Annotated in this window: 24 protein-coding genes; 11 read left to right on the top strand and 13 right to left on the bottom strand. The window is 67.9% G+C overall.

What is annotated here, in order from left to right:
* Positions 1–140 precede the first annotated feature (140 nt).
* Positions 141–341: a hypothetical protein gene (locus tag P0W64_RS04390; RefSeq protein ID WP_275478850.1), complete on the bottom strand. Its 201-nt coding sequence runs from the start codon at positions 339–341 to the stop codon at positions 141–143.
* A gap of 60 nt (positions 342–401) precedes the next feature.
* On the bottom strand, positions 402–638 hold the full coding sequence (locus P0W64_RS04385; protein WP_275478849.1) for a hypothetical protein: 237 nt from the start codon (positions 636–638) through the stop codon (positions 402–404).
* 330 nt (positions 639–968) lie between these two features.
* Between P0W64_RS04385 and P0W64_RS04380 the strand changes: the two genes are divergently transcribed.
* The 3 genes from P0W64_RS04380 (at position 969) to P0W64_RS04370 (ending at position 3,622) form a co-directional block, all read left to right on the top strand.
* Positions 969–1,865, top strand: coding sequence for a sensor domain-containing diguanylate cyclase (locus P0W64_RS04380; protein WP_275478848.1), 897 nt, complete (start codon positions 969–971; stop codon positions 1,863–1,865).
* A 283-nt stretch (positions 1,866–2,148) separates the two neighbouring features.
* Positions 2,149–3,129, top strand: a complete 981-nt coding sequence (locus P0W64_RS04375) for an ABC transporter substrate-binding protein (RefSeq protein ID WP_275478847.1) — start codon at positions 2,149–2,151, stop codon at positions 3,127–3,129.
* Between the two features lie 304 nt (positions 3,130–3,433).
* Positions 3,434–3,622, top strand: coding sequence for a hypothetical protein (locus tag P0W64_RS04370; protein ID WP_275478846.1), 189 nt, complete (start codon positions 3,434–3,436; stop codon positions 3,620–3,622).
* A 46-nt stretch (positions 3,623–3,668) separates the two neighbouring features.
* On the opposite strand, the gene nrdE is transcribed toward P0W64_RS04370, so the two are convergent.
* The 4 genes from nrdE to P0W64_RS04350 all read right to left on the bottom strand — a co-directional run bounded on the left by nrdE (position 3,669) and on the right by P0W64_RS04350 (position 7,488).
* Positions 3,669–5,852, bottom strand: a complete 2,184-nt coding sequence (gene nrdE / locus P0W64_RS04365) for a class 1b ribonucleoside-diphosphate reductase subunit alpha (protein ID WP_275478845.1) — start codon at positions 5,850–5,852, stop codon at positions 3,669–3,671.
* A gap of 21 nt (positions 5,853–5,873) precedes the next feature.
* A complete protein-coding gene (gene nrdI, locus P0W64_RS04360) occupies positions 5,874–6,308 on the bottom strand; it encodes a class Ib ribonucleoside-diphosphate reductase assembly flavoprotein NrdI (protein ID WP_275478844.1) in 435 nt (144 codons plus the stop codon).
* A gap of 4 nt (positions 6,309–6,312) precedes the next feature.
* A complete protein-coding gene (gene nrdH / locus P0W64_RS04355; RefSeq protein ID WP_275478970.1) occupies positions 6,313–6,546 on the bottom strand; it encodes a glutaredoxin-like protein NrdH in 234 nt (77 codons plus the stop codon).
* 396 nt (positions 6,547–6,942) lie between these two features.
* On the bottom strand, positions 6,943–7,488 hold the full coding sequence (locus tag P0W64_RS04350) for an NADPH-dependent FMN reductase (RefSeq protein WP_275478843.1): 546 nt from the start codon (positions 7,486–7,488) through the stop codon (positions 6,943–6,945).
* Between the two features lie 125 nt (positions 7,489–7,613).
* On the opposite strand from P0W64_RS04350, the gene P0W64_RS04345 reads away from it, so the two are divergent.
* Entirely contained in the window at positions 7,614–8,219 is a 606-nt protein-coding gene (locus tag P0W64_RS04345) for a TetR/AcrR family transcriptional regulator (protein WP_275478842.1), read from the top strand.
* A 53-nt stretch (positions 8,220–8,272) separates the two neighbouring features.
* Here the strand turns inward: P0W64_RS04345 and P0W64_RS04340 are convergent, their stop codons facing one another.
* The 4 genes from P0W64_RS04340 to P0W64_RS04325 all read right to left on the bottom strand — a co-directional run bounded on the left by P0W64_RS04340 (position 8,273) and on the right by P0W64_RS04325 (position 12,652).
* The gene (locus P0W64_RS04340) at positions 8,273–9,181 is read right to left on the bottom strand and encodes an SDR family oxidoreductase (protein WP_275478841.1); all 909 of its coding nucleotides are present in this window, start codon (positions 9,179–9,181) and stop codon (positions 8,273–8,275) included.
* Between the two features lie 76 nt (positions 9,182–9,257).
* Entirely contained in the window at positions 9,258–10,625 is a 1,368-nt protein-coding gene (locus tag P0W64_RS04335) for an N-acetylmuramoyl-L-alanine amidase (protein ID WP_275478840.1), read from the bottom strand.
* A 159-nt stretch (positions 10,626–10,784) separates the two neighbouring features.
* Entirely contained in the window at positions 10,785–11,792 is a 1,008-nt protein-coding gene (locus tag P0W64_RS04330; RefSeq protein WP_275478839.1) for a GTP-binding protein, read from the bottom strand.
* Complete coding sequence (locus tag P0W64_RS04325; protein WP_275478838.1) at positions 11,789–12,652, bottom strand: rhodanese-related sulfurtransferase; 864 nt, start codon at positions 12,650–12,652, stop codon at positions 11,789–11,791. Before P0W64_RS04325 ends, P0W64_RS04330 begins: the two co-directional genes overlap by 4 nt.
* Before the next feature lie 62 nt (positions 12,653–12,714).
* On the opposite strand from P0W64_RS04325, the gene P0W64_RS04320 reads away from it, so the two are divergent.
* Positions 12,715–13,941, top strand: a complete 1,227-nt coding sequence (locus tag P0W64_RS04320) for an alpha/beta fold hydrolase (RefSeq protein ID WP_275478837.1) — start codon at positions 12,715–12,717, stop codon at positions 13,939–13,941.
* Between the two features lie 122 nt (positions 13,942–14,063).
* Entirely contained in the window at positions 14,064–15,002 is a 939-nt protein-coding gene (locus P0W64_RS04315; RefSeq protein WP_275478836.1) for a TauD/TfdA family dioxygenase, read from the top strand.
* 19 nt (positions 15,003–15,021) lie between these two features.
* Here the strand turns inward: P0W64_RS04315 and P0W64_RS04310 are convergent, their stop codons facing one another.
* Positions 15,022–16,317, bottom strand: coding sequence for a UDP-glucose/GDP-mannose dehydrogenase family protein (locus P0W64_RS04310; RefSeq protein ID WP_275478835.1), 1,296 nt, complete (start codon positions 16,315–16,317; stop codon positions 15,022–15,024).
* 213 nt (positions 16,318–16,530) lie between these two features.
* On the bottom strand, positions 16,531–17,496 hold the full coding sequence (locus P0W64_RS04305; RefSeq protein ID WP_275478834.1) for a hypothetical protein: 966 nt from the start codon (positions 17,494–17,496) through the stop codon (positions 16,531–16,533).
* A gap of 74 nt (positions 17,497–17,570) precedes the next feature.
* On the opposite strand from P0W64_RS04305, the gene P0W64_RS04300 reads away from it, so the two are divergent.
* From P0W64_RS04300 to P0W64_RS04285, 4 genes are read left to right on the top strand one after another with little or no spacing between them, the layout of a single operon-like run.
* Positions 17,571–18,041 carry an AraC family transcriptional regulator gene (locus tag P0W64_RS04300; RefSeq protein WP_275478833.1) on the top strand — a complete coding sequence of 157 codons (471 nt, stop codon included), beginning with the start codon at positions 17,571–17,573 and terminating at the stop codon, positions 18,039–18,041.
* Between the two features lie 11 nt (positions 18,042–18,052).
* Positions 18,053–18,496 (top strand): VOC family protein, encoded by a 444-nt coding sequence (locus tag P0W64_RS04295; protein ID WP_275478832.1) that lies wholly within the window; start codon positions 18,053–18,055, stop codon positions 18,494–18,496.
* Between the two features lie 32 nt (positions 18,497–18,528).
* Complete coding sequence (locus P0W64_RS04290; protein WP_275478831.1) at positions 18,529–19,212, top strand: GNAT family N-acetyltransferase; 684 nt, start codon at positions 18,529–18,531, stop codon at positions 19,210–19,212.
* A 31-nt stretch (positions 19,213–19,243) separates the two neighbouring features.
* Positions 19,244–20,065, top strand: a complete 822-nt coding sequence (locus tag P0W64_RS04285) for a hydrolase (RefSeq protein ID WP_275478830.1) — start codon at positions 19,244–19,246, stop codon at positions 20,063–20,065.
* A gap of 1 nt (position 20,066) precedes the next feature.
* Here P0W64_RS04285 and P0W64_RS04280 read toward each other — a convergent pair whose 3' ends face one another.
* Entirely contained in the window at positions 20,067–20,735 is a 669-nt protein-coding gene (locus P0W64_RS04280) for a TetR/AcrR family transcriptional regulator (RefSeq protein WP_275478829.1), read from the bottom strand.
* A gap of 101 nt (positions 20,736–20,836) precedes the next feature.
* Here P0W64_RS04280 and P0W64_RS04275 point away from each other — a divergent pair, with 101 nt between their 5' ends.
* On the top strand, positions 20,837–22,336 hold the full coding sequence (locus P0W64_RS04275; RefSeq protein WP_275478828.1) for a DHA2 family efflux MFS transporter permease subunit: 1,500 nt from the start codon (positions 20,837–20,839) through the stop codon (positions 22,334–22,336).
* The last annotated feature ends 1 nt before the right edge of the window (position 22,337 follow it).

Here is a 22,337-nt window from a genome sequence, read left to right as displayed (position 1 = left end):
GTTTGCATTCGGTAGTCGCGATCCCCGAGAAGCTGGCCCGAAGACCTCCTGCGGCACTCCGGCCGCGCGACGGCGTCATCCCGGTCATAGAGCGTGGGACCGGGCGATCACAGCATTGAAGACGACCGCTGCTCGGCAATTCACGGCGCGCCATCGCCGCCCGCATCCACCACCGGTACCCGCAGACCGACCCCGAGACGGCCCACGCCACCGCGTACACCCTCGTCGCCCTGTTCGAAGGTCACTGGTCGCTCGCCGCGCAGGACGTACCCGACCGGCACGCCGCCGACGTCGCGAAAGCGGCCGCCCACACCATGCTCGAAGCACTCGACCACTGACACGCCACGATGCACGACAGCGCCGCCATTCGCCGCGCTCGCCCGGCCGGATCGGCGCGCGTATTACTCGGTCACGTGTGAGGCGTTCCGCCCGCCCGCGTCCGCGGTCTCCGCTAGCTCAGCACGCGCCCGGACAGCGAGGTCGAACAGTCCCAGCAGCTCGAGACGCTCTCCCCACGCCCGCGCGGGGAAGTTCATCAGCTCGTCTTCCGAGATGTCGTCCGCGGTCGAGCTTGCGGTGATTATCCGTTCGAGATCGGACTGGTCGAAAATCGCGGTGATGGTGGTCGGCTTGGGCATGGATCCTCCTTCGTTCGGTGAATATACGGCCTCCGCGCCGGACGCCCTCGCCCATCCACCTATCGAGCCGCCGTGAGTGTCGCCATCGTGGAGCCGCCACGGTAGTCGTCGGTTCTCCACGCGAGTCATCGGGCCTCCTCGCGAGCAGGCTCGACCCGTATCACCATATGAGCCGCCCTACGCGTGGCTGCCACCCGTTGCGGTCGACCGCGCCGTGGTGCACGTCATGCGCATCGGGTTCGGCATCCGGCCCCGGACCAGCGTCCCGAAATGTGTCCCGCGGCTAGGGTGAAGCCGGGATCGCACGTAGAAGGCAGGGAGGGGGAACACGTGCCTCGTTCAACCGATGCCCTCGCACTCGACGGCGACGCCTATTGGTCGCTGCTCTCCGCGTCGGGCCTCGCGGTCGTCATCCACGGCGCCGACGGGGCCGTCGTGCAGGCCAACCGCGCCTTCGCCGAATTGCTCGGCTACTCGCTCGACGAGGCGCTGCAGTTGTCGGCGGATCGCGTCATCCACCCCGACGATCGTCCGGTACGCGACGCGCAGGCCGGCGACATGTTCGCCGGGCTGTCAACAGGTGGCGTCGTCCACCGCAGGCTGATGCGGCGCGACGGCAGCACGATCCGCGCCCGAGTGCGCAAGTCGGTCGTGCGCCGCGCGGGGGTTCCGTTGGTGCTCACCATCATCGAGGAGTGGGGCCCGATCGGGGAGCTCGAACACGACGTGCGGCACGATCAACTCACCGGCCTGCTCAACCGTCGCGGTATGCGCGAGCTGGCGCGTCTGACATACCCTTTCCGCCCGACGTTTCTCGCGATGGCGGATGTCGATCAGCTCAAGTCCTTCAACGACGCATACGGCCATGCCATCGGCGACGCGGTACTCGCGGCGATCGGCGCGGCGCTGGCGAGAGTGGCGGCACCCGGGGCGTTGGTTGCCCGGTGGTCGGGTGACGAGTTCGTCGTCTGCGCCCCACCGAGCGACGAATGCCCCGACCCGACCGCACTCACCCGGATCGTCGAGGAGTGCGTCGGCCGACCACTGATGGTATCCGACCTGCCCGTGTCGATCGTCCCGCGAATCTCGGTGGGCGCCACGGTCTTCGACCCCACGGTGGAAGAACTCGACGAAGCGCTGAAGCGCGCCGACCGGGTCATGTACACGCGCAAGAGGCGCGGTACCACAACGCCTGACGGGCGGAACGGCTCCGACCTGCCTGCGTAACCACATATGCGAGCCGACCGCCGGCTTGCAGCCACCACCGTCCGCCCTGCGGCACCGGCTCGAGCATGACCGGGATCGACGGAAACCTGGTCACACCCCGCTGGTGTTGACGCACCATGGCGGCACCGACCGCGCCGATAGTCGTGCAACGGGTCGGCACGGGGCTCAGACCTGGTTCCGCACGCCCTGGCTCTTACGCAGATTTCCAGGCAGCCCCCACGCTCGTGTACTCACCCCAGTTCTATAGGTTTAGACCGTATCCATAGGGTCAGAAGGAGTTCCGATGCGCGCCGTCCGCCAGCTTACCGCGATGATCGTTTGTCTCGGACTCTTCGCCGGGTGCTCATCGACGCCGAACGACGCCGCACCGAGCGGCAACGCCGACCCCGGATTCGCGCCGGCAACGATCGCCACGAAATTCGGCGACGTGACAATCTCTTCGCGCCCGACGAAGGTCGTCGCGCTCGGCTGGGGCGACGCCGAAACCGCGCTGGCAATGGGCATCCAGCCGATTGCAGCCTCCGACTGGGTGCAGTTCGGCGGTGCAGGCGTGGGCCCATGGGCCACCGGCAAGTACTCCCGGCCACCCAAGATCATCGGGACGCTGGACCCGAACTACGAGGAGATCGCGAGCCTTCGGCCGGATCTGATCCTCGACGTCAAGGGCTCCGGAGACGAGGGGCGCCACAGCAAGCTCGCCGCGATCGCCCCCACTATCGGCATCCCCCAAGGCGCCGACAACTACAAGACCACGCAGGAACAGCAGGTAGACATGGTCGCGCGGGCGTTGGGCACCCCAGATAAGGGACAACGCCTCCTGACCGACCTCAACGCAAAGATCGCCGGCATCAAAGCGGCTCATCCGAACTGGCAGGGGCGCACTGTGAGCGCGATCGCCCGTAGCTCAGGCGGATGGGGGGCATACGTCCCCGGAGCGTTCCGTTTGGATCTCCTTCTTCGTCTCGGTTTCGTGCCGAACCCGAAGATCACTGCTCTGGCCAACAAGGCGAACAACTTCTCTGTCGTGTTGTCCGAGGAGCAGCTAGGGCTCGCCGACGCAGATGCCATCATCGGGTATCCCGTCGGGGTTCAGCCTTCAGCGATCACCGACAGCCTGCAGTGGCGCACGATTCCCGCAGTGGCGCAAGGTCGATCGGTCATCGTCAACCCCGACTACTCCAAGGCGTACGCTCTCGGATCGATCCTCTCCACCGGGTACGCGCTCGACAGGTTCGTACCCGAACTCGAAAAGGCGTCCCACTGATCGGGGCACCCTCCTCGGTGCCCGAGGGCCACATTGCTGCATTCGGCGCCGAGGATGAGCGGTCAGTCTGACCACAGCAAGGTACCTACCGACTATCGGTACCTACGGCGACTGAGACGAGATGCGGCGGAGTTCGAAGTCCCCGCTTCACCTACAACCATCTACTCCCCCACTGGACTCGAACGAGCAAACCTTCATTTCAGTGTTGAGTTGATCCCCACGTTCGATACGTTCGATTGCTTCCGCTCCGTGGGGACTGTCTGATTGACGGTCCCGTCACCGACGCCGGCCGCATCGTCGTCTCATGATCGCCCAGCGCAATTGCTCAATACCGGCGACTGCGTGGCGCATCTCCACCGCCGAGGTGGAGTCCGCCCTTGTCGGCAACGCCCACGTCGCCGCAGCCGCCGACATAGGCGACACCTCGACACTGGTCGACAGCGCCGTCATCGACGACATTCGCGCCCAGCAGAGGGACTCCAGAACGAGCTGAGCCGGATACGGGTCTATCCATGACCAGCGCCTTGCTGAGAACACCCCTAGAGCATGCAGGACACGCAGCCCTCCACCTCGGTGCCCTCGAGCGCCATCTGACGGAGGCGGATGTAGTAGAGCGTCTTGATCCCCTTGCGCCAGGCGTAGATCTGCGCGCGGTTCACGTCGCGGGTGGTGGCGGTGTCCTTGAAGAACAAGGTCAACGACAGACCCTGATCGACGTGCTGGGTCGCGGCGGCATACGTGTCGATGATCTTCTCGTAGCCGATCTCGTATGCGTCCTGGTAGTACTCCAGGTTGTCGTTGTCCATGTAGGGCGCGGGGTAGTAGACGCGCCCGATCTTGCCCTCCTTGCGGATCTCGATCTTGGCGGCCACCGGGTGGATCGAGCTGGTCGAGTGGTTGATGTAGCTGATGGAACCGGTCGGCGGGACGGCCTGCAGGTTCTGGTTGTAGATGCCGTACTGCTGCACGTCCGCCTTCAACGCGCGCCAGTCGTCCTGCGTCGGGACGTGGATCTCGGCATCGGCGAACAGCCGGGCCACCTTCTCCGTCGCCGGCTTCCACTCCTGTTCGGTGTACTTGTCGAAGAACTCACCCGACGCGTACGAGCTGTCCTCGAACCCACCGAACGACGTACCACGTTCGCGCGCAATAGCATTCGAAGCGCGCAGCGCGTGGAAGAGCACCGTGTAGAAGTAGATGTCGGTGAAGTCCACACCCTCCTCCGACCCGTAGAAGACGCGCTCCCGGGCGAGGTAGCCGTGCAGGTTCATCTGCCCCAGACCGATGGCGTGCGAGAGGTTGTTGCCGTGCTCGATCGACGGCACCGACGAGATGGAGGTCTGGTCCGATACGGCGGTGAGGCCGCGGATCGCGGTCTCGATGGTCGAGCCGAAATCGGGGCTGTCCATGGTCTTCGCGATGTTCAGCGATCCGAGATTGCAGGAGATGTCCTTGCCGATCTCGGCGTACGACAGGTCGTCGTTGTAGGTCGACGGTGTCGAGACCTGAAGGATCTCCGAGCACAGATTGGAGTGCGTGATCTTGCCGGAGATCGGGTTGGCCCGGTTCACCGTGTCCTCATACATGATGTACGGGTAGCCCGACTCGAACTGCAGTTCCGCGAGGGTCTGGAAGAACTCGCGCGCCTTGATCTTGGTCTTACGGATCCGCTTGTCCTCGACCATCTCGTAGTACTTCTCGGTCACGTCGATGTCCGCGAACGGCTGGCCGTAGATCCGCTCCACATCGTACGGCGAGAACAAGTACATATCGTCGTTGCGCTTGGCGAGCTCGAACGTGATGTCCGGGATGACGACACCGAGCGACAGCGTCTTGATGCGGATCTTCTCGTCCGCGTTCTCGCGCTTGGTGTCGAGGAAGCGGTAGATGTCGGGGTGATGCGCGTGCAGGTACACCGCGCCAGCGCCCTGCCGGGCGCCGAGCTGGTTGGCGTAGCTGAACGAGTCCTCGAGCAGCTTCATGATCGGGATGACGCCGGAGCTCTGGTTCTCGATCTTCTTGATCGGAGCGCCGTGCTCACGAATGTTGCTGAGCAGCAACGCGACTCCACCGCCGCGCTTCGACAGCTGCAGCGCCGAGTTGATCGACCGCCCGATCGACTCCATGTTGTCCTCGATGCGCAGCAGGAAGCACGACACGGGCTCGCCGCGCTGCTTCTTACCCGAGTTGAGGAATGTCGGGGTGGCCGGCTGGAAGCGGCCGGCCAGGATCTCGTCAACGAGGCGAGTCGCCAGAACCTCGTCACCGTCGGCGAGGGTCAGGGCGACCATGCAGACGCGGTCCTCGAAGCGCTCCAGGTAGCGCTTCCCGTCGAACGTCTTCAGCGTGTACGACGTGTAGTACTTGAACGCGCCGAGAAAGGTGGGGAACCGGAACTTCTTGGCATAAGCGCCGTCGAACAGCCGCCTGACGAAGTCGCGACTGTACCTCTCCAGCACCTCGGCCTCGTAGTAGTTCTCCTCGACGAGGTAGTCGAGCTTCTCATCCAGATTATGGAAGAACACGGTGTTCTGGTTGACGTGCTGCAGGAAGTACTGCCGCGCCGCCTCTCGGTCCTTGTCGAACTGGATCCGCCCATCCCGGTCGTACAGGTTGAGCATCGCGTTGAGCGCGTGGAAGTCCAGTTCGTCATGCCCCGACGGCGTCGCGTGGACGCCCGAGCGGCTGGCCGACGGGGCGAGTTCTTCAGTGGTGGCGGTCATCGGCGAGAGTTCCCTTTGGTCCTAGGTGTTCGAGGCGGCGGAGAAGAATTCTGTCAGGCCCTCGCGGACCCGGTCGACGTCGTACGCGGTGCCCATGAGCTCGAACCGGTACAGGTACGGCACATGGCATTTGCGCGAGATCACGTCTCCCGCATAACAGAACTCCTCCCCGAAGTTCGTGTTGCCTCCGGCGATCACAGCACGGAGCAGCGAGCGGTTGTGGGTGTCGTTCAGGAAGCGGATGACCTGCTTGGGGACGTATCCCCCACCCGAGACGGCAGTGGCTTGGCGGCCCCCACCATACGTCGGGGTGATCAGCACATAGGGCTCATCGACCGTGATCGGCTCCTCGGCGCGCGTGACGGGGATCCGCAGCGTGCGCATGCCGAGCTTCGTCACGAATCGGTGCGTGTTCTCCGACACCGACGAGAAGTAGACGACGAGCGGGCCACGCATGGTGTCAGGCTGCGACCCCGACGAGGGCCTTGATGCGATCCGGACGGAAACCAGACCAATGCGCGTCACCGGCGACGACGACAGGGGCCTGCAGGTAGCCGAGCGCCATGACGTAGTCACGGGCATCCGGCTCCTCGGTGATGTCGACGACTCGGTACTCGAGCCCGGCCTTGTCCAGCGCCTTGTATGTCGCGTTGCACTGCACGCAGGCCGGCTTGGTGTAGACGGTGATCTCGATCGACTCGCTCATGGACGTCTCCTTCACTGCCGGACGGCTTACTTCGAGTATGGACTTGGGGTACGACAGGTTTCCCGGAAGTACTTCGCCTGCGTGAATCCGCCCATCCCTCAGGCCCCTCCGCGCACCCCTCCGGGGGCGGTTTCGGTGTCGTATCGGGCTCGTCTCCCGCAGCGCTCAGAACACTACACCTTGTGTTGCCGGTACCGCAGCGACACAAGCACTTGCGAACAACATTAATGAAATTTCGTGGCTGTGACACCCTTTCCCATCGTGAATCCGCAGGACACGCCGAGGACCCGACACGCCCGAGGGGCGATGCACCCGGCGCGTCGAGTCGCACGGCCGACGGGGCGCCGGGACCCCGCAGCGCAGCGAGCCGGGAGGGCTGGGGAACTAAGCGCTCTGCAGCTCCCCTGCCACGAGCGTCTCCAGCAGCGCGCGCAGGGGCGCGGCGACGGCGGCGCTCTCGCGCGGCGACTTGCCCTCGAGCGAGGAGATGAGGAATTCGACCTTCGCGCCGTCGGGCACGACGCCACCGGCGATCGTGATCGAGCGCTCGGCGTCGCTGAAGGTGGTGTCGAGGCGATGGCCGACCCCGACGATGCCGGAAGGCTTCCCGGACAGCGAGCTCTCGCCGTACGGACGCGACGCCCAGTCGATGACGTTCTTCTGCACAGCCGAGATCGTGCCGTTGTTCGGGGGTGCCACGAACAGCACCGCGTCCGCGTCGGCGATCTGACGACGGAGGTCGGCGGCGGCCGCGGGAGCACCCTCGCCGTCGATGTCCTCGTTGTAGAAGGGCACGTCGGCGATACCCTCCGCCAGTACGACCTCGACGCCCTCGGGCGCCGCCTGCTGCGCGGCGAGCGCCAGCTCACGGTTCAGCGACTCACGGCGCAGCGAACCGACGACGGCCAGCACCTTCTTGGTCTCACTCATCCTGGGGACTCCTCGTGTACTCGGCACCCCTCGTCCGGGGCGATTCGACGAACGTTAACGGACTGTGGTCCGAATGTATTCCCGGGCGGATCCGGCGCGGGACGAACGCACGGTATCGTGTCGAAATGCCCACTCCGCCCATGATCCCGCTTGCCGGCCCAGGCGCAACCGGAGAACGCAGGGACGCCGTCCGCAACCGCGAGTTGCTCCTCGCCGCCGCCGAGCGGCTCATCACCGAACGCGGCGTCGCGGCGGTCAGCATGGACGACGTGGCCCAGGCGGCAGGCGTCGGCAAGGGCACCGTGTTCCGCCGCTTCGGCTCGCGCGCCGGCCTCCTGCAGGCGCTCCTCGACCGCGACGAGACGGACATCCAGCGCGCATTCATGTTCGGCCCGCCGCCACAGGGCCCGGGAGGTCCGCCCGTGGAGCGCCTGATCGCGTTCGGCCACGCCCGCCTGCGCATGATCGCCCGGCACGGAGACCTCCTCGTCGGCGCGGAACAGGCGACCAGCGATCCGTTCGCCGTGCCGGCGTGGCGCGTGTCGTCGACACTGGTGCACTCGCTCCTGACGGAGGCGGGCTTCGACGGCGACCTGGACGTATGGACCGGCATCCTGATGAGCACGCTGAGCCCGTTGTGGACCACACACCAGATCGTCGACTCGGGTGTGCGCCTCGAACGCCTCGAGGCGGGCTGGACCGACCTCGTCCGCCGCACCCTCACGAGCTGACCCGGCCCCCGGCACGAAACTGATTCCCTCCCCCAGAAACGGAGCCGCAGACGCTACTCCGCCGCCTCCGCGACGCCTCGCCGCGACGCGGCCGCCAGCTGGTCGAACCGCGCGTTCGCGATGCGCATCGCGATCTCATAGGGCAGCGCGAACTTGCGCTTGACGAAGTATCCGAATCGGGTATCGACGGACGTGAACACCATGAACCGGTTGTGTAGGACGCCGTCCACGATGCACTGCGCGACCTTCTCGGCGGAGACCTTGGGGAACGTGTCGATACCCCTGCGTACCTTGGGATTCTGCTTGTCCATCCCGGCGATCTCGACGGTGTCGACCAGCCCCGTCTCCACGCCACCGGGGCATACGACGCTTACACCGATGCCATGCCGCCGAAGGTCGTAGCGCAGCACCTCGGAGACGCCGACGAGACCGAACTTGCTCGCCGCGTAGGCCGCGTGCCACGGCAGGGCGAGTAGTCCCGCCGCCGACGACACGTTGACCAGGTGGCCGCCGCGACCGGCCGCGATCATCGGCGGCACGAAATTCTCGATCACCTGGATCGGCCCCATGAGGTTGACGTCGACCATCTTCTGCCACTGCTCGTGGGACAGCGTCTCCACAGTGCCCCATGCGGAGACCCCGGCGATGTTCATCACCACATCGAGCGAGCCGACCGAGGAGTGCACGTCGCGGGCGAACCCACGCACCGCCTCGTTGTCCGAGATGTCGAACGCGCGGTGCGCGAGAACTGTGCCGCCCTGGGCTGTGACGAAGTCGACGACGGCGCCGAGCCCGTCCTCGGTGATATCGGTGAGGACGAGCTCGGCGCCATGCGCTGCAAGGAGTTTCGCGGTGGCGCGACCGATGCCGCTGGCCGCGCCGGTGACCAGGACCTTCTTCCCCTCCAGGTCCTTCACCGGCGTGGGCATCGTGACGAGTCGGGTGAGCGTGGACAGTGCCATACGCCCCAGCTTGCCAGAGACGGCCGCGCCACCGCCCCGCCCCACCGCGAGACGGCGAGGCGGGAGCGGGTTCGGGCTAGATGCCCGGCAGCATGCTGGAGCCGCTCAGCACGGCCTTGATGACCTGCTGGGCGACACCCGGGCCCTGCGAGGCGGCCAGGGAGTTCAGCGACTGCGGATTGGTGAACAGCGAAGAGATCATCTGTTGCCCGGCCGAGCTGCTCACGAACTGCTGGGCCTGCGGCGTGAGCTGCTGGATCATCGATGTCAGCTGCGGGGCCTGCACGAACTGCGGCAGCGCGGGGACCTGCAGCGAGCCGAGTCCCGGGATGTCCACGTTGGTGGTGGCGGGCTGAGCAGGCGCCGCGGTCTGCGCAGCGGTACCCGTGTTCGTGCTCGCCGTCGGTCCACCGGACAGCATCGGCACACCGGACACGATCGGCGACGTACCGCCCGTCGTCTGCCCGGTCGCGGCCTGCGGGGCGGACGCCGTCGGCGCGGCCGTCGATGCCGCACCGGGGAGTGACGGCACGATCGGCGTCTGCACCGTCGACGCCCCGGTGCCGGCCGCCGGCGCGGCGGTGGTCCCCGCGGTGGGTGCGGTCGGCTGCGGAATGGTGATGAGCGGCTCCGACTTGATCGGCTGAGCGACCGCACCGGCCGGCGTGACCTTGCCGGTCAGGTACTGGATGAGGCCGTTCGTGAGCGCGACCGCGTACTTCGCCTGGCCGGCCTTGGTCCCGAGCGCCGACGCATCGCCGGTGTTGGCGACGTTGCCGAGATCCGCGTAGACCAGCGGGAGCGACGACTGCGAGACGTATGCGTTCTGGGTCTGCGCGATCCCCTTGTTGCTACCGAGATAGTCGGCCGGGGCCAGCCCGGCGGCGGTGCCGGCGTCACGGACGACGTTCGCGGCCTTGGCGCCTGCGCCCGACTGGGCGGCGGACACGGCCTGGTCGGACACGCCGGCCGCGGGCGTCTCGAGCGTGAAGCCGTGCAGCGACGGATCCTGTGACACGGTGTTGACGACAAGGCCGATATCGGCCTTGCTGGCGCTCGCCGCGTTCGCCCGCGCGTCGACGCAGCCGGCGAAGCCGGTGTCGTCGCTGCGGCCCATCACGACCTTGGCCCCCTGGCTGGTCAACGCTGATTCGACCATGCGGGCGACGTTGTAGTTGATGGTGTGGTCCGCGACGCCCGACGCGGTGGCGGCCGACGGTGCCGAGCACGCGACGGTGCCGCCGCGGCCGTCCGGCACCTGCCGGGTGAGGTCGGCCTGTACGCCTCCGCCGCTGCCCGCGGCGTCGAGGAACACCGTCTTGCCTTTGAGGGGGCCCGCCGCGGGGGCCGGCGTGTTGGGGGCTGCCGAGACCATGGCGGGCACAGCGAAGAACGCGGCGGCGGCGCCGGCCATCGAGCCTGCGAGAACAGTCGTCTTCTTCATTGCAGATGGACGCCTGGCAGTGGCCGGCGTCGCTCTCCTTCCGATATTCGCACGCGCAACATGGATCACTTCAGTCACACTGGTAACAGTGAACCACTCCTTGAGGGTTGATGCAATCGTCGGGGTCGGCCTGTTGCGCCCGACTCGTCCGAACGGACGTCAGACCTCGGGCGAGAAGCGCAGCAGGGCGAGCGTCGCGTTGGGGTCGTCGACGCCCGCCACGGCGCCACAGTCCGCGACGCGCGCACGGACACCGTCGGCGTCGATCCCGCGGCCGATGAAGACGAGAACGGTCCCCGATCCCTTGCAGCGAGTGGTCCGCACGTACCGGCCGACGCCGTGCACCTCGAACCGCGTCCCGTCGACGACCTGCACGAAGCCCTTCGTCCGGAACACGCCCGGAGGGGGGTCGGTGAGCAGGTCCGCGACAGCCCGCGCGTCGGCCGGCCGATCGAGGACCACGTCGACGGATTCATACCCCTCATGCAGGTGCCCGCAGGCTCCGTCGTGCGTGTGCTCGTGGTGCTCCTCGCGAAGCAGGTCGTCGAACGCGAGTTGGCGCGGCCCGTCTGCGTCGGGCCGCATGCGGCCCGAGTCCATGAGCAGTGCGGGATCGACGGCCGCGTCGACGGCGGGCACAACGGGCGCCGATGGCGCGCACTCGGCCACGAGCGCGGACACGGCGTCGAGATCCTCGGCCAGGTCGATCTTGTTGAGGACCACGAGATCCGCGAGCGCGAGGTGATGCCGCATCGACGGGTGGGTGTCGACGGTGTCGATGAGCGCCGCCCCGTCGACGACGTACACGAGCCCGCCGAACGTGATCCGGGGCTCGTCGGCGAGCAGGACGCGGCGCACCATCGCACCGGGCTCGGCGATTCCGCTGCACTCGACGACGATCGCGTCCATGCCGCTACCGGCGAGATCGCCGAAGATCGTGTCGAGCTCGTCGTCGTCGACCGCGCAGCACAAGCACCCGTTACTCAGCGAGACCGTGGAGTCGACCTGTCCGGCAACGAGCATCGCATCGATGTTCACCGCCCCGAAGTCGTTGACCACCACGCCGATCCGCACCCCGTGTGCGTTGCGCAGTAGATGGTTCAGGAGGGTCGATTTTCCCGCGCCGAGGTAGCCTGCGACCACGATGACGGGGACGGACCGGCTCATTGCGCGGCCTCGTCCGGGGTGCACTCAGGGCAGCGCACCGCGAGCTCGCGTCCACCGCCGTCGGGGACGTTCACCACGCGGGACGTCGGCGCACCGCAGCCCGAGCACGTGCCGATCACGGCCGCGCCGGGTGTGAAGTCCGTGCTCACGCGCCCGTCGAACACGTAGAGCGACCCCTCCCACAGACCCGAGTCACCGAACCGTTCGCCATAACGCAGGATGCCGCCGTCCAGCTGGTAGACGTCCGAGAACCCGCGGTGCCGCATGAGCGATGTCAGGACCTCGCAGCGGACGCCTCCCGTGCAGTACGTGACGACGGGGCGGCCCTTGAGATGGTCGTACGCGCCGGAGTCGAGAAGTGCCACGAAGTCACGTGTGTGCGTGACGGGCGGGACCACGGCACCGCGGAAACGGCCGATAGCGGCCTCTATCTCGTTGCGTCCGTCGAACAGCACGACGTCGTCGCGCTCGGCGAGCAGCGTGTGCAGGCCGTCGGGCGTCAGCCGAGTGCCCCCGTCCACGATCCCCGTCTCGTCGACGGCCACCTCACCCGGCACGCCGAACGTCACGATCTCGTCCCGCACTTTGACGGACAGCTTCGGGAAGTCGGCGGAGCCGCCGTCGGACCACTTCACATCGGCGCGGCGGAAGGCCGGATACTCGCGGGTCCCGCGAACGTACTGCTTGACAGCGCGGATGCCGCCGCCGACGGTGGCGTTGATTCCGTGCCGGGACACCAGGATCCGACCGGTGAGTCCACCGACCTCCGCGAGGGTGCGCTGCCAGAGCCGGACCGCCTCGGGGTCGGCGAGCGGCGCGAACACGTAGAACAGCACCGTCTTGCCCGCCTCGCTCGCCACGTCGCGCGATTCTACGTCACAACACCTTGTCGCAATTCAGTGCACAGTCGTACACTCTTGCCATGGATCGACGACCCGGCGCCACAGCAGAGGTGCGCGCCCTGGCCCGCCTCGGGTGCGCCGAACTGTCCGGCGCCACGTCCGGCACGCATCGTGTCCACCGTGCGATCTCGGACCGGGTGTTCGCGGGGGTCGGGCTGGGTGTGGGCGCATTCGCGGCACCTGTGAAGGCGCTCCACGACGGGATCACCGACGGCGTCTACCTTGCGATCACCACCGCGATGGACACCGCGGGCGAGGTCGGGGGACGGTTCGCCGACCTGGGACTCACGACCCCGCCGTCGGAGACCGTCCGCGGTGCTGCGCTGATCGGCGTCATACAGGGGCTTATCGGCGACGACCTGGAGGCTACGAAGTCGCCCCTCGCTGCCGAGCCGATGACGGTCCGCGTCGCCGGTCGCGCGGTCCCGCTCGATGCCGACAGGCTGACGGGGGCGTTCCCGGAAGCCCGGTCCCGCCTCGTCGTTTTCCTACACGGCCTGGTCGAGACCGAGCACGCGTGGTCACTGGGAGGCGGACCGACCTTCGGTGAGCGGCTGGCGGCCGAAGGCGGCGTCTCCCCCGTCTTCGTGCGATACAACACCGGACGGCGCATCTCGGAGAACGGACGTGCACTAGCCGAACTTCTGGAAGGGCTCGTCGACGGCTGGCCCGTGCCGATCGAGGACGTCGTGCTCGTCGGGCACTCGATGGGTGGCCTGGTGGCCCGCAGCGCGGCGCATCACGCCGAGACGGTCGGAATGGCCTGGCCCGCAGGGCTGTCCGCAACTGTCACCCTCGGCACCCCGCACCTCGGCGCCCCCCTCGAGACGCTCGCACACTACGGCAGCGCCGCCCTCGTGAAACTGCCCGAGACGGCGCCGTTCGGGCGCATGCTGCGCCGCCGCAGCGGCGGGATCCGGGATCTGCGCGCGGGCAGCATCGTCGACGAGGACTGGAGCGGCCGGGATGCCGACGCGCTCGGCAGGGCCGCCGCTGCAGAAATCCCCCTGCCTGTCGGCTCGGCGCACTACTTCGTCGCGGCGACGGTGACCCGCTCGCGCCGCAACCCCGTCGGACGGGTCGTGGGCGACGGGCTCGTACTACTGCCGAGCGCGTCCGGTCGAAGCCGCGCGCGCCGGATCTGCTTCGACCCCGCCAACGGCATGCATCTTCCCCGCGCGCACCACTTCACGCTGCTGCACGACGAAGCCGTGTATGCGCGGCTGCGCGAGTGGGTGCGCGGCTGACGCCTCGGAGCCGGCGGCTCCGGTCGGGGTTCGGATTGCGGTGAGCCCAACCCTCGCGCCCGCGGCTGCGGGCGAGTTGTGTGGTGGGACAGTCCGTCCCCCGTACGAAGGGAAACCGCGCCTTGTCCCCCGTTCTGCCCCAGCCCGACGTCCTGATCCAGCCAGACACCGGCCCGCTCACCGTGACCAAGTTGGGTGAGCACATCGGCGCCGTCGTCGAGGGCATCCGCCTTAGTGGCGACCTGGACAGGGCATCGGCCGACCACCTACTGGACCTGCTCGCGGAACACGAGGTGCTGATCGTGCGCGGGCAGCAACACCTCACCGACGAGGAGCAGTACGCGTTCGCGCGGCGGCTGGGCACTCCGACCACGCCGCACCCCACGGTGCGCCCGGGCTCCGACCTCCTGCCCATCGAGGGTGCGGCCAACAGCTGGCACACGGACGTGTCGTTCGTGGACCGGGTCCCCAAGGTGTCGATCCTGCGCGCAGTGACCTTGCCGCCGTACGGGGGTGCGACGCAGTGGGCATCGACGACCCGCGCGTACGACCGGCTGCCTGCACCGCTCAAGGCGCTCGCCGACAACCTGCGTGCCGTGCACACGAACGACTACGACTACGCGGAGCACAACGCCAGCTACCAGCGAGCGGAGTACCACAAGGAGTTCATCCGCGAGATCTTCCAGACCGAGCACCCGGTCGTGCGCGTCCACCCGGAGACCGGGCGTCGCTCGCTGTTGCTGGGACACTTCGTCAAACAGTTCGCGGGCCTGAGTCTCGCCGACTCGGCCGCCCTGCACGCCGTTCTTCAGCGCCGGATCGAGAACGCGGACAACACCGTCCGCTGGTCGTGGACGCCCGGCGATATCGCGATCTGGGACAACCGCTCCACGCAGCACTTCGGCGTCAACGACTACGGCGACCACACCCGCCTGCTGCGCCGGGTCACCCTGGCCGGCGACGTCCCGGTCGGCGTCCGCGGCGACGTATCCCGCGTCCTGCGGGGCGACGCCTCCGACTACTCCCCGATCGTCACCGCTCGCGCCGACACCACCGCGTAGCGCGCCGAAGGCTCGGCGATCACGTGCGATAGGTCCAGCCCGCAGCCTCCCACGCGCCACGGGGCATGCAGTTGCGGCCGTCGATCAGCGTACGACCGCGCGTCACGGCGGCCACTTCGGCGGGCGAGAGCTCGCGGAACTGCCGCCACTCGGTGAGCACCAGCACGGCGTCGGCCCCCTCGCACGCTTCGAGGGCGGTGGTCGCGTAGTCCAGCGTGGGGAACACCCGGCGTGAATTGTCCATCGCCTCGGGGTCGTACACGCTCACGGACGCTCCCTGCAGCTGAATCTGTCCAGCGATGTTGAGCGCCGGGGAATCTCGAACGTCGTCGGAGTCGGGCTTGAAGGCACAGCCCAGCACCGCGACCTTCGCGCCGAGCAGCGAGCCACACGCGTCACGAGCGACCTCGACCATACGGCTGCGGCGGCCCATGTTGATCGCGTCGACCTCACGCAGCAGTCCGTGCATGTGCCCGGCTCCGAGCTCGCCCGACCGCGCCATGAACGCGCGAATGTCCTTGGGCAGGCACCCGCCGCCGAAACCCACACCGGCCCCCAGGAATCGGCGTCCGATACGGTCGTCGACGCCGATCGCATCGGCCAGCGCAACGACATCGGCGCCTGCCGCCTCGCAGACCTCGGCGACGGCGTTGATGAACGAGACCTTCGTAGCGAGAAAGGCGTTCGCCGACACCTTGACGAGTTCCGCTGTGGCCGTGTCGGTGACGAAGAACGGCGTCTCGCGGTCGAGGATCGGCCCGTAGACCTCGCGGGCGACCTCCTCGGCGCGGCCGCCGGGTTCGACCCCGAGGACCAGGCGATCCGGCTCGAGGGTGTCCTTCACCGCGTGCCCCTCGCGGAGGAACTCGGGATTCCAGGCGAACTCGACTTCGTGGTCGGTCAGTGCCGCCGCCCGCGCCCGGAGACCATCGGTGGTGCCGACCGGAACCGTCGACTTGCCCAGCACCACGGTGTCGCGGTCGAGATGCGGCAGCAACGAATCGATCACCGAGTGCACGTAGGTGAGGTCGGCGGCGAACTCACCTTTGCGCTGTGGCGTGCCGACCGCGATGAAGTGCACCTCGCCGAACTCTGCGGCCTCGGCGTAAGACGTCGTGAAGCGCAGGCGCCCGTCCTCGACGTTCCGCTTGAGCACCGCCGGTAGCCCCGGCTCGTGGAACGGCACCTTCCCCTCGGACAGGGCGTTGACCTTGCCCGCGTCGATGTCGACACCCAGGACCTCGTGGCCGAGTTCAGCCATGCACGCCGCGTGCGTGGCTCCCAGGTATCCCGTACCCAGCACTGTGATCCGCATGGGGCGAACGTAGGTCTGCCACGCGTGCGGAAGAAGGGTGGCGCGCGGATGTTCCGTGACAGTTCGGTGGGGGTTCGAGCCGGGTTCCGAGCGGGTTAACGTCCGGTCCCGGCCCGTATTCTTCAGGTCGCCCCGTAGTTCCCTCGGGTTAACCGAATCACCAGCGGTCGCCTGCGCGCGACGAGCGCGGGACGGCCACCGCAGACGCGGTGGTCAGCGCGCCCCGCCGCCCGCGTAGTCGTGTGCGTCCCCGTCATCGGTGTGCCCGCGGTCCCCGCGTCCCTTCAGGATCCGCTTGGGGAGCCGATTCACCAGGTCGCTCATCGGGGCCACCGCCGCGGTCATGAGCGTCACGGCGTCCTTCAACTCGGCGACCGCGCCGTTCATGTGGTCGATGTTCGGGGAGAGCTCCTCCATGACGTCGGTCAGCTTGGTGACGGCGTCCAGCGGACCGCCCGGCGCTATTGCGCGCTCGAGGGCGCCGTCGTCCCCGATCAGCTGGTCGATGAGGCCCCCGTCCTCGACGGCGCGGTCCAGGACGCCGCCTTCCGCGGTGAGCTTGTCCATGATCCCGTCCGGCCGCGCGAGCTTGTCCAGGACGCCGCCCTCGGACGTCAGCTTGTCGAGCACACCGTCCTTCGCCATGAGCTTCTCCAGCACACCGTCCGGTGCGGTCAGCTTGTCCAGGACACCGTCCTCGGAGGTGAGGCGTTCGAGGACACCCTCGTTCTCCGTGATCTGGTCGACGACGCCACCCTCGCGCGTGAGCCGGTCGAGCGGGCCACCGGTGGAGGTGAGGCGGTTGACGATGCCGTCCTCGCGAGACATCTGGTCGAGCAGGCCGTCCGGCGCGGTGAGCTTCTCCAGCAGCCCGTCGGGTGCGGTCAGCCGATCGACGACGCCGCCGGGATGCAGGACGCGATCGAGCGGGCCACCACGAGCGATCACGATGCCGATCGGCCGATCCGGCTCGAGCAGTGACGTGAGTCGCTGCAGCATCTGACCCGGGCTCGCGGCGGCACCCGTGCTCTCGACGTGCAGGGCGGAGTTCACTTCGGTCTCGACGTTCTGGACGGCGAGTCGCGCCACGGCGACGCTGCCCTCCACCGCTGACATCGCCGCGCCGGCGGTCGCGAAGGCGACGCGCACGGGCGCAGTGACGATCGACTTGGCATTCATAGGCGCCGATACTAGGCGGTATCACCGATGTACCGACGAGCATTGCCCGATCAGGCACCGCAATACTGGAGTTCATGACGGCCCGCGCCCCCGATGACGTCCTAGTGCACCTGCGGCGTGCACGCGACCACGCCGACCTCAACTACGCCGAACCGCTCGACCTCCAGCAACTCGCCGCGATCGCGGGCATCAGCAAGTACCACTTCCAGCGGCTGTTCACGACGACGTACGGCATCTCCCCCGCCGAGCACCTGTCGCGCCGACGCATCGAGCGCGCCCAGGACCTGCTGCGCGCCACCAACCTGACCGTCACCGAGGTGTGTATGACCGTGGGCTTCACGAGCCTCGGGTCGTTCTCCACCAGATTCCGGGCGCTCGTCGGCGAAAGCCCGGTCCAGTTCCGGCGCCGCTACTCCGGCGGTGCGCCCCGTATCCCCGGCTGCTACCTGTTCATGGCCGGTCTGGCCGAGCGGGCCCCCGTCGACCGCGGGTGCGACGCAGGTTCCGCAAGCGAGGAGAAGGACGAACCGCACCGAGGCGAATAACGTTCCCGGACATGATCACCAACATCAGCCTCGTATCCGTCTTCGTCCGCGACATCGACGAGTCCCTCGCCTTCTACACCGACGTGCTCGGCTTCGCCGCCAAGGACGACATCCAGCTCGGTCCCGACTTCCGGTGGGTGACCGTCGTCCACCCGAACCAGCCCGAGCTGCAGGTGCACCTGACCACTCCGAGTAAGCCGCTGTCCGACGACCTCATCGCAGCGTTCCAGCGCGCCCAGGCCGCGGGCGGACTACCCGGATTGGGGCTCGCCGTCGACGATTGCCACGCCACCTACCAGGACCTGAAGGCCAAAGGCGTGGAATTCCTGCAGGCCCCGGAGGAGCGGCCGTACGGAATCGAGGCGCTCATGCGCGACAACTCCGGCAACTGGATGGTGCTGGTCGAGGCGCGCGACTACACGCCCGAGGACTTCGGCGGCAACGACCACTCATGAGTTGGAATTCCGTGAGGTGAGAAGCTGCGGGGGTGACCGAATCCTCGTTGGCCGACCCGATCCGCAGCTCCCTGGCCGGCGCGCACGCGCGTTTCGCCATCACCCGCGGCCGGATCAGCCGCTACCACCCCGAGGTCTCGGTGTTCTACGGACACCCGCGCGAGCTCACCGCCGACGACTACGGCGACGCCGTCGCCCTCGCGGGCCCCGGTGGCACCGTCGGGTTCCGAGATCGCGCCTCGCGCCTGCCCGGCGGTTGGGAGTCGCTGGAGACGTTCGGACTGATCCTGTTCGACGGCACCGCGTTCGAGGCGGAGCCTGCCGGTGACGACGTCGTCACGCTCACGTCGGCGGACGTGCCCGAGATGACCGCGCTCGTCCGCCGCACGGATCCCGGCCCTTTCCTCCCCCGCACGATCGAACTCGGGACGTATATCGGTATCCGGGGTGTCGACGGTGCTCTGCTCGCCATGGCCGGCGAGCGCATGCGGCCCGACGGGTGGACCGAGATCAGCGCGGTGTGCACAGCACCGGAAGCACGCGGCCGGGGCTACGCGACACGACTGCTACGTGCGGTCGCCCACGGCATCAGAGCCCGCGGCGACGAGGTCTTCCTGCACACCGGGGCGGCCAATCCCGCACGGCGCCTTTATACTTCGCTCGGTTTCACCGAGTTCTCGGAGGTCCCGCTGGAGCTCGTGCGCGTTCCTCGCTGACAAGCGGCGCCCGAGAGTGTTCGATGGGGCCATGAACGAGCCCTGGATCTGTGCCGCGTGCGCCGTCGAGTACCCCGGGGACACCGAGCCGCCCGAGGTCTGCCCGATCTGCGCGGACGAGCGCCAGTACGTGCCGGACGGGGGCCAGCGCTGGACCACCGCGCCCGAACTCCGCGATGCCGGTAACCGGGTACAGGTGCGCGAGCTGGCTCCGGGGATGTGGGGTCTGACGGCCTACGTGGGGATCGGCCAGACGGCGATCCTCATCGAGTCCCGTTCGGGAAACCTGCTCTTCGATGCCCCAGGAATGATCGACGACGAGTCGGTCGACGCGGTGCGCGCACTCGGCGGCATCGACGCGATAGCAACCAGCCACCCGCACATGTTCGGCGCTCAATCCGCCTGGAGCGCGGCGTTCGGCGATGCGCCCGTGTGGGTTTCGGCCGCCGACGAGGCCTGGCTCGGCCTGCGACCGCCCACGATGCAGACGTGGTCGGAGCCGTTCGACGTGCTACCCGGCATAACCCTCGACGTGATCGGGGGACATTTCCCGGGCAGTGCGGTCGCCTACCGGCCACGGGATGCGAACGGGCGGAGGTCCGTACTGCTGTCCGGCGACGGCGTGATGGTCACCCCCGGGGGCCGGGTCGCCTTCATGCGCGGCTACCCCACCCTGATCCCGCTCTCCGCGGCCGTGGTGCGCCGCATCGCGGATCGCCTGTCGCGCTACGACACAGACGTCGTCTGGAACAATTTCGGCCGGCGCACCAGGGACTACGGAAGTGACGTGATCGCCGAGGACGCGCAGCGTCACATCGATTGGGTCAACGGGGTCTTCGACCATCTGACGTGACTCAGCGGCGCATGTGCTTGTGCTTCTCGATCTCCTCGATCTCGTCATCCGTGAGGGCGGCGACGGTCAGTGGCACCCTGGGACGCGCATCCGCACGCATCCCGTCGAGCATCAACTCCAGGTATCGGCGCCAGGCGCCGGGTACGACGGGCTGCGTCGCCTCGCCTATGGCGGCCAGCATGCACACGAAGCCGAAGAAGTCGGCAGGCACCAGTTCGGGCCGCAGCACGCCCGCCTCCTCCGCTCGCGAGTAGACCGACAGCACCAGTGTCTCGACGGTGTTCTTGGCCTCGGCGAGGGCCGACGCCTCGTGGTCGACGCTCGTCAGCATCGTCGCGAGCCCGCGATCGTCGGCGATGAACTCGCCCACGGCGGTGAGCAGGAGCACCACGGCGTCCCACGGCTCCGCGTTCTCGATCTCCGTCGTGATCCGCTCTGTGACCTCCTGGATATGGTGGACGAACACCGCCTCGATCAACTCGTCGCGGTTGGCGAACCGGCGATACACGGTCCCCACGCCCACACCCGCGCGTACGGCGACATCGTCGAGGGTCACCTCGAGCCCCCGCTCGGCGAACAACTCCCGCGCGGCGCCGACTATCCGCTTGCGGTTACGGGCGGCGTCGGCACGCAACGGCCGGGGTGCTGCTGCCGGATCGGTCGTGGTCATACTCACAGCATATCAAGTGGAGACAGATTCTCCACTTCCGTGCTACGGTCTAGGGCATAAGCGGAGGAGATTCCTCCGATACAGATCCGACGGAGATTCCTATGACCACACTCGACAGCGAACTGGCGCCCGACGACCAGCGCGCCCAGCGCCGGCACCGCCTGCGCTGGGTCGTCCTCGGCGTCCTCGCACTGGCTCAGATAATGGTCGTGCTCGACGCGACCATCGTGAACATCGCCCTGCCGCACGCCCAGGCGGCGCTCGGCTTCGACAACGCCGACCGGCAGTGGATCGTCACCGCCTACGCTCTCGCGTTCGGCTCCCTACTCCTGCTCGGCGGCCGGCTGTCCGACCTGTGGGGGCGCAAGACGACGCTGATCATCGGGCTGGTCGGATTCGCGGCGATGTCAGCGCTCGGCGGTGCCGCAACGGGCTTCGAGATGCTGGTGATCGCCCGCGCCGGTCAGGGCGTGTTCGGCGCACTGCTTGCGCCTGCCGCGCTCGCGCTGTTGACGACGACCTTCACCGACGGTGAGGAGCGTGCCCGCGCGTTCGGCATCTTCGGCGCCATCGCCGGTGGCGGCGGCGCACTCGGCCTGCTCCTCGGTGGCATGCTCACCGAGTGGGCGGATTGGCGCTGGTGCCTGTACGTCAACCTGGTGATCGCCGCGATGGCCCTGGTAGGCGCCCTGCTGTTCCTGGACGAACAGCGCTCTGAGCACCGCCCCAAGCTCGACTTGCCCGGCGTCGTCACGGTGTCCGCCGCTCTGTTCTCCATCGTCTACGGGTTCTCGCACGCCGAAACCGACGGCTGGACCTCGGCCGTGACCACCGCGTTCCTCGCTGCCGGCGTGATCCTGTTGGGCGTCTTCGCCTGGATCCAGACGCGCTCACAGCACCCGCTGCTCCCGCTGCGCGTCGTCCTCGACCGCACGCGAGGCGGCTCCTACCTCGTGGTGTTCATCGCGGGCATCGGGATGTTCGGCATCTTCCTGTTCCTCACCTACTACCTGCAGCAGAACCTGGGCTTCACCCCCATCACCACGGGCCTCGCGTTCCTGCCCATGATCGGCGTGCTGATCGTCGGCTCGACCGTCGCTACGGCGGTCCTGCTGCCCCGCTTCGGCCCGCGCTGGATGACCGCGAGCGGCATGATCGTCGCGGCCGGTGGCATGCTCCTGCTGACCCAGATCGACGCGTCGTCGCACTACGCATCGGGTATCCTTCCCGGCCTGGTGATCGTCGGCCTCGGCTTGGGTCTGTCGATGGCCCCGTCCATGCAGGGAGCCATCTCCGGTGTGTCGCCCGACGATGCCGGGGTCGCCTCCGCGACCGTCAACACGATGCAGCAGGTGGGTGGTTCGGTCGGTACCGCGCTACTGAGCACCATCGCATCGAGCGCCGCGACGTCGTTCGCGACCTCGCATGCCGCATCGACGGCGCCCGCCCAACTCGCGGGTCTGGCGGCTATCCACAGCTACACCACCGCCTTCTGGTGGGCCGCAGCGATCTTCGCGATCGGCGGTGTGGTCGCCGGGGTCGTCATGCGCAGCGGGAAGCTGCCCGCTACACCCGAGGGCACGGTGGCGATGGCCCACTGAG

The organism is Tsukamurella sp. 8F (assembly GCF_029167375.1).
Lineage (GTDB): Bacteria > Actinomycetota > Actinomycetes > Mycobacteriales > Mycobacteriaceae > Tsukamurella.
Note: the sequence above shows the minus strand (reverse complement) of the source record. Positions and strands in the feature narration are given on the sequence as shown.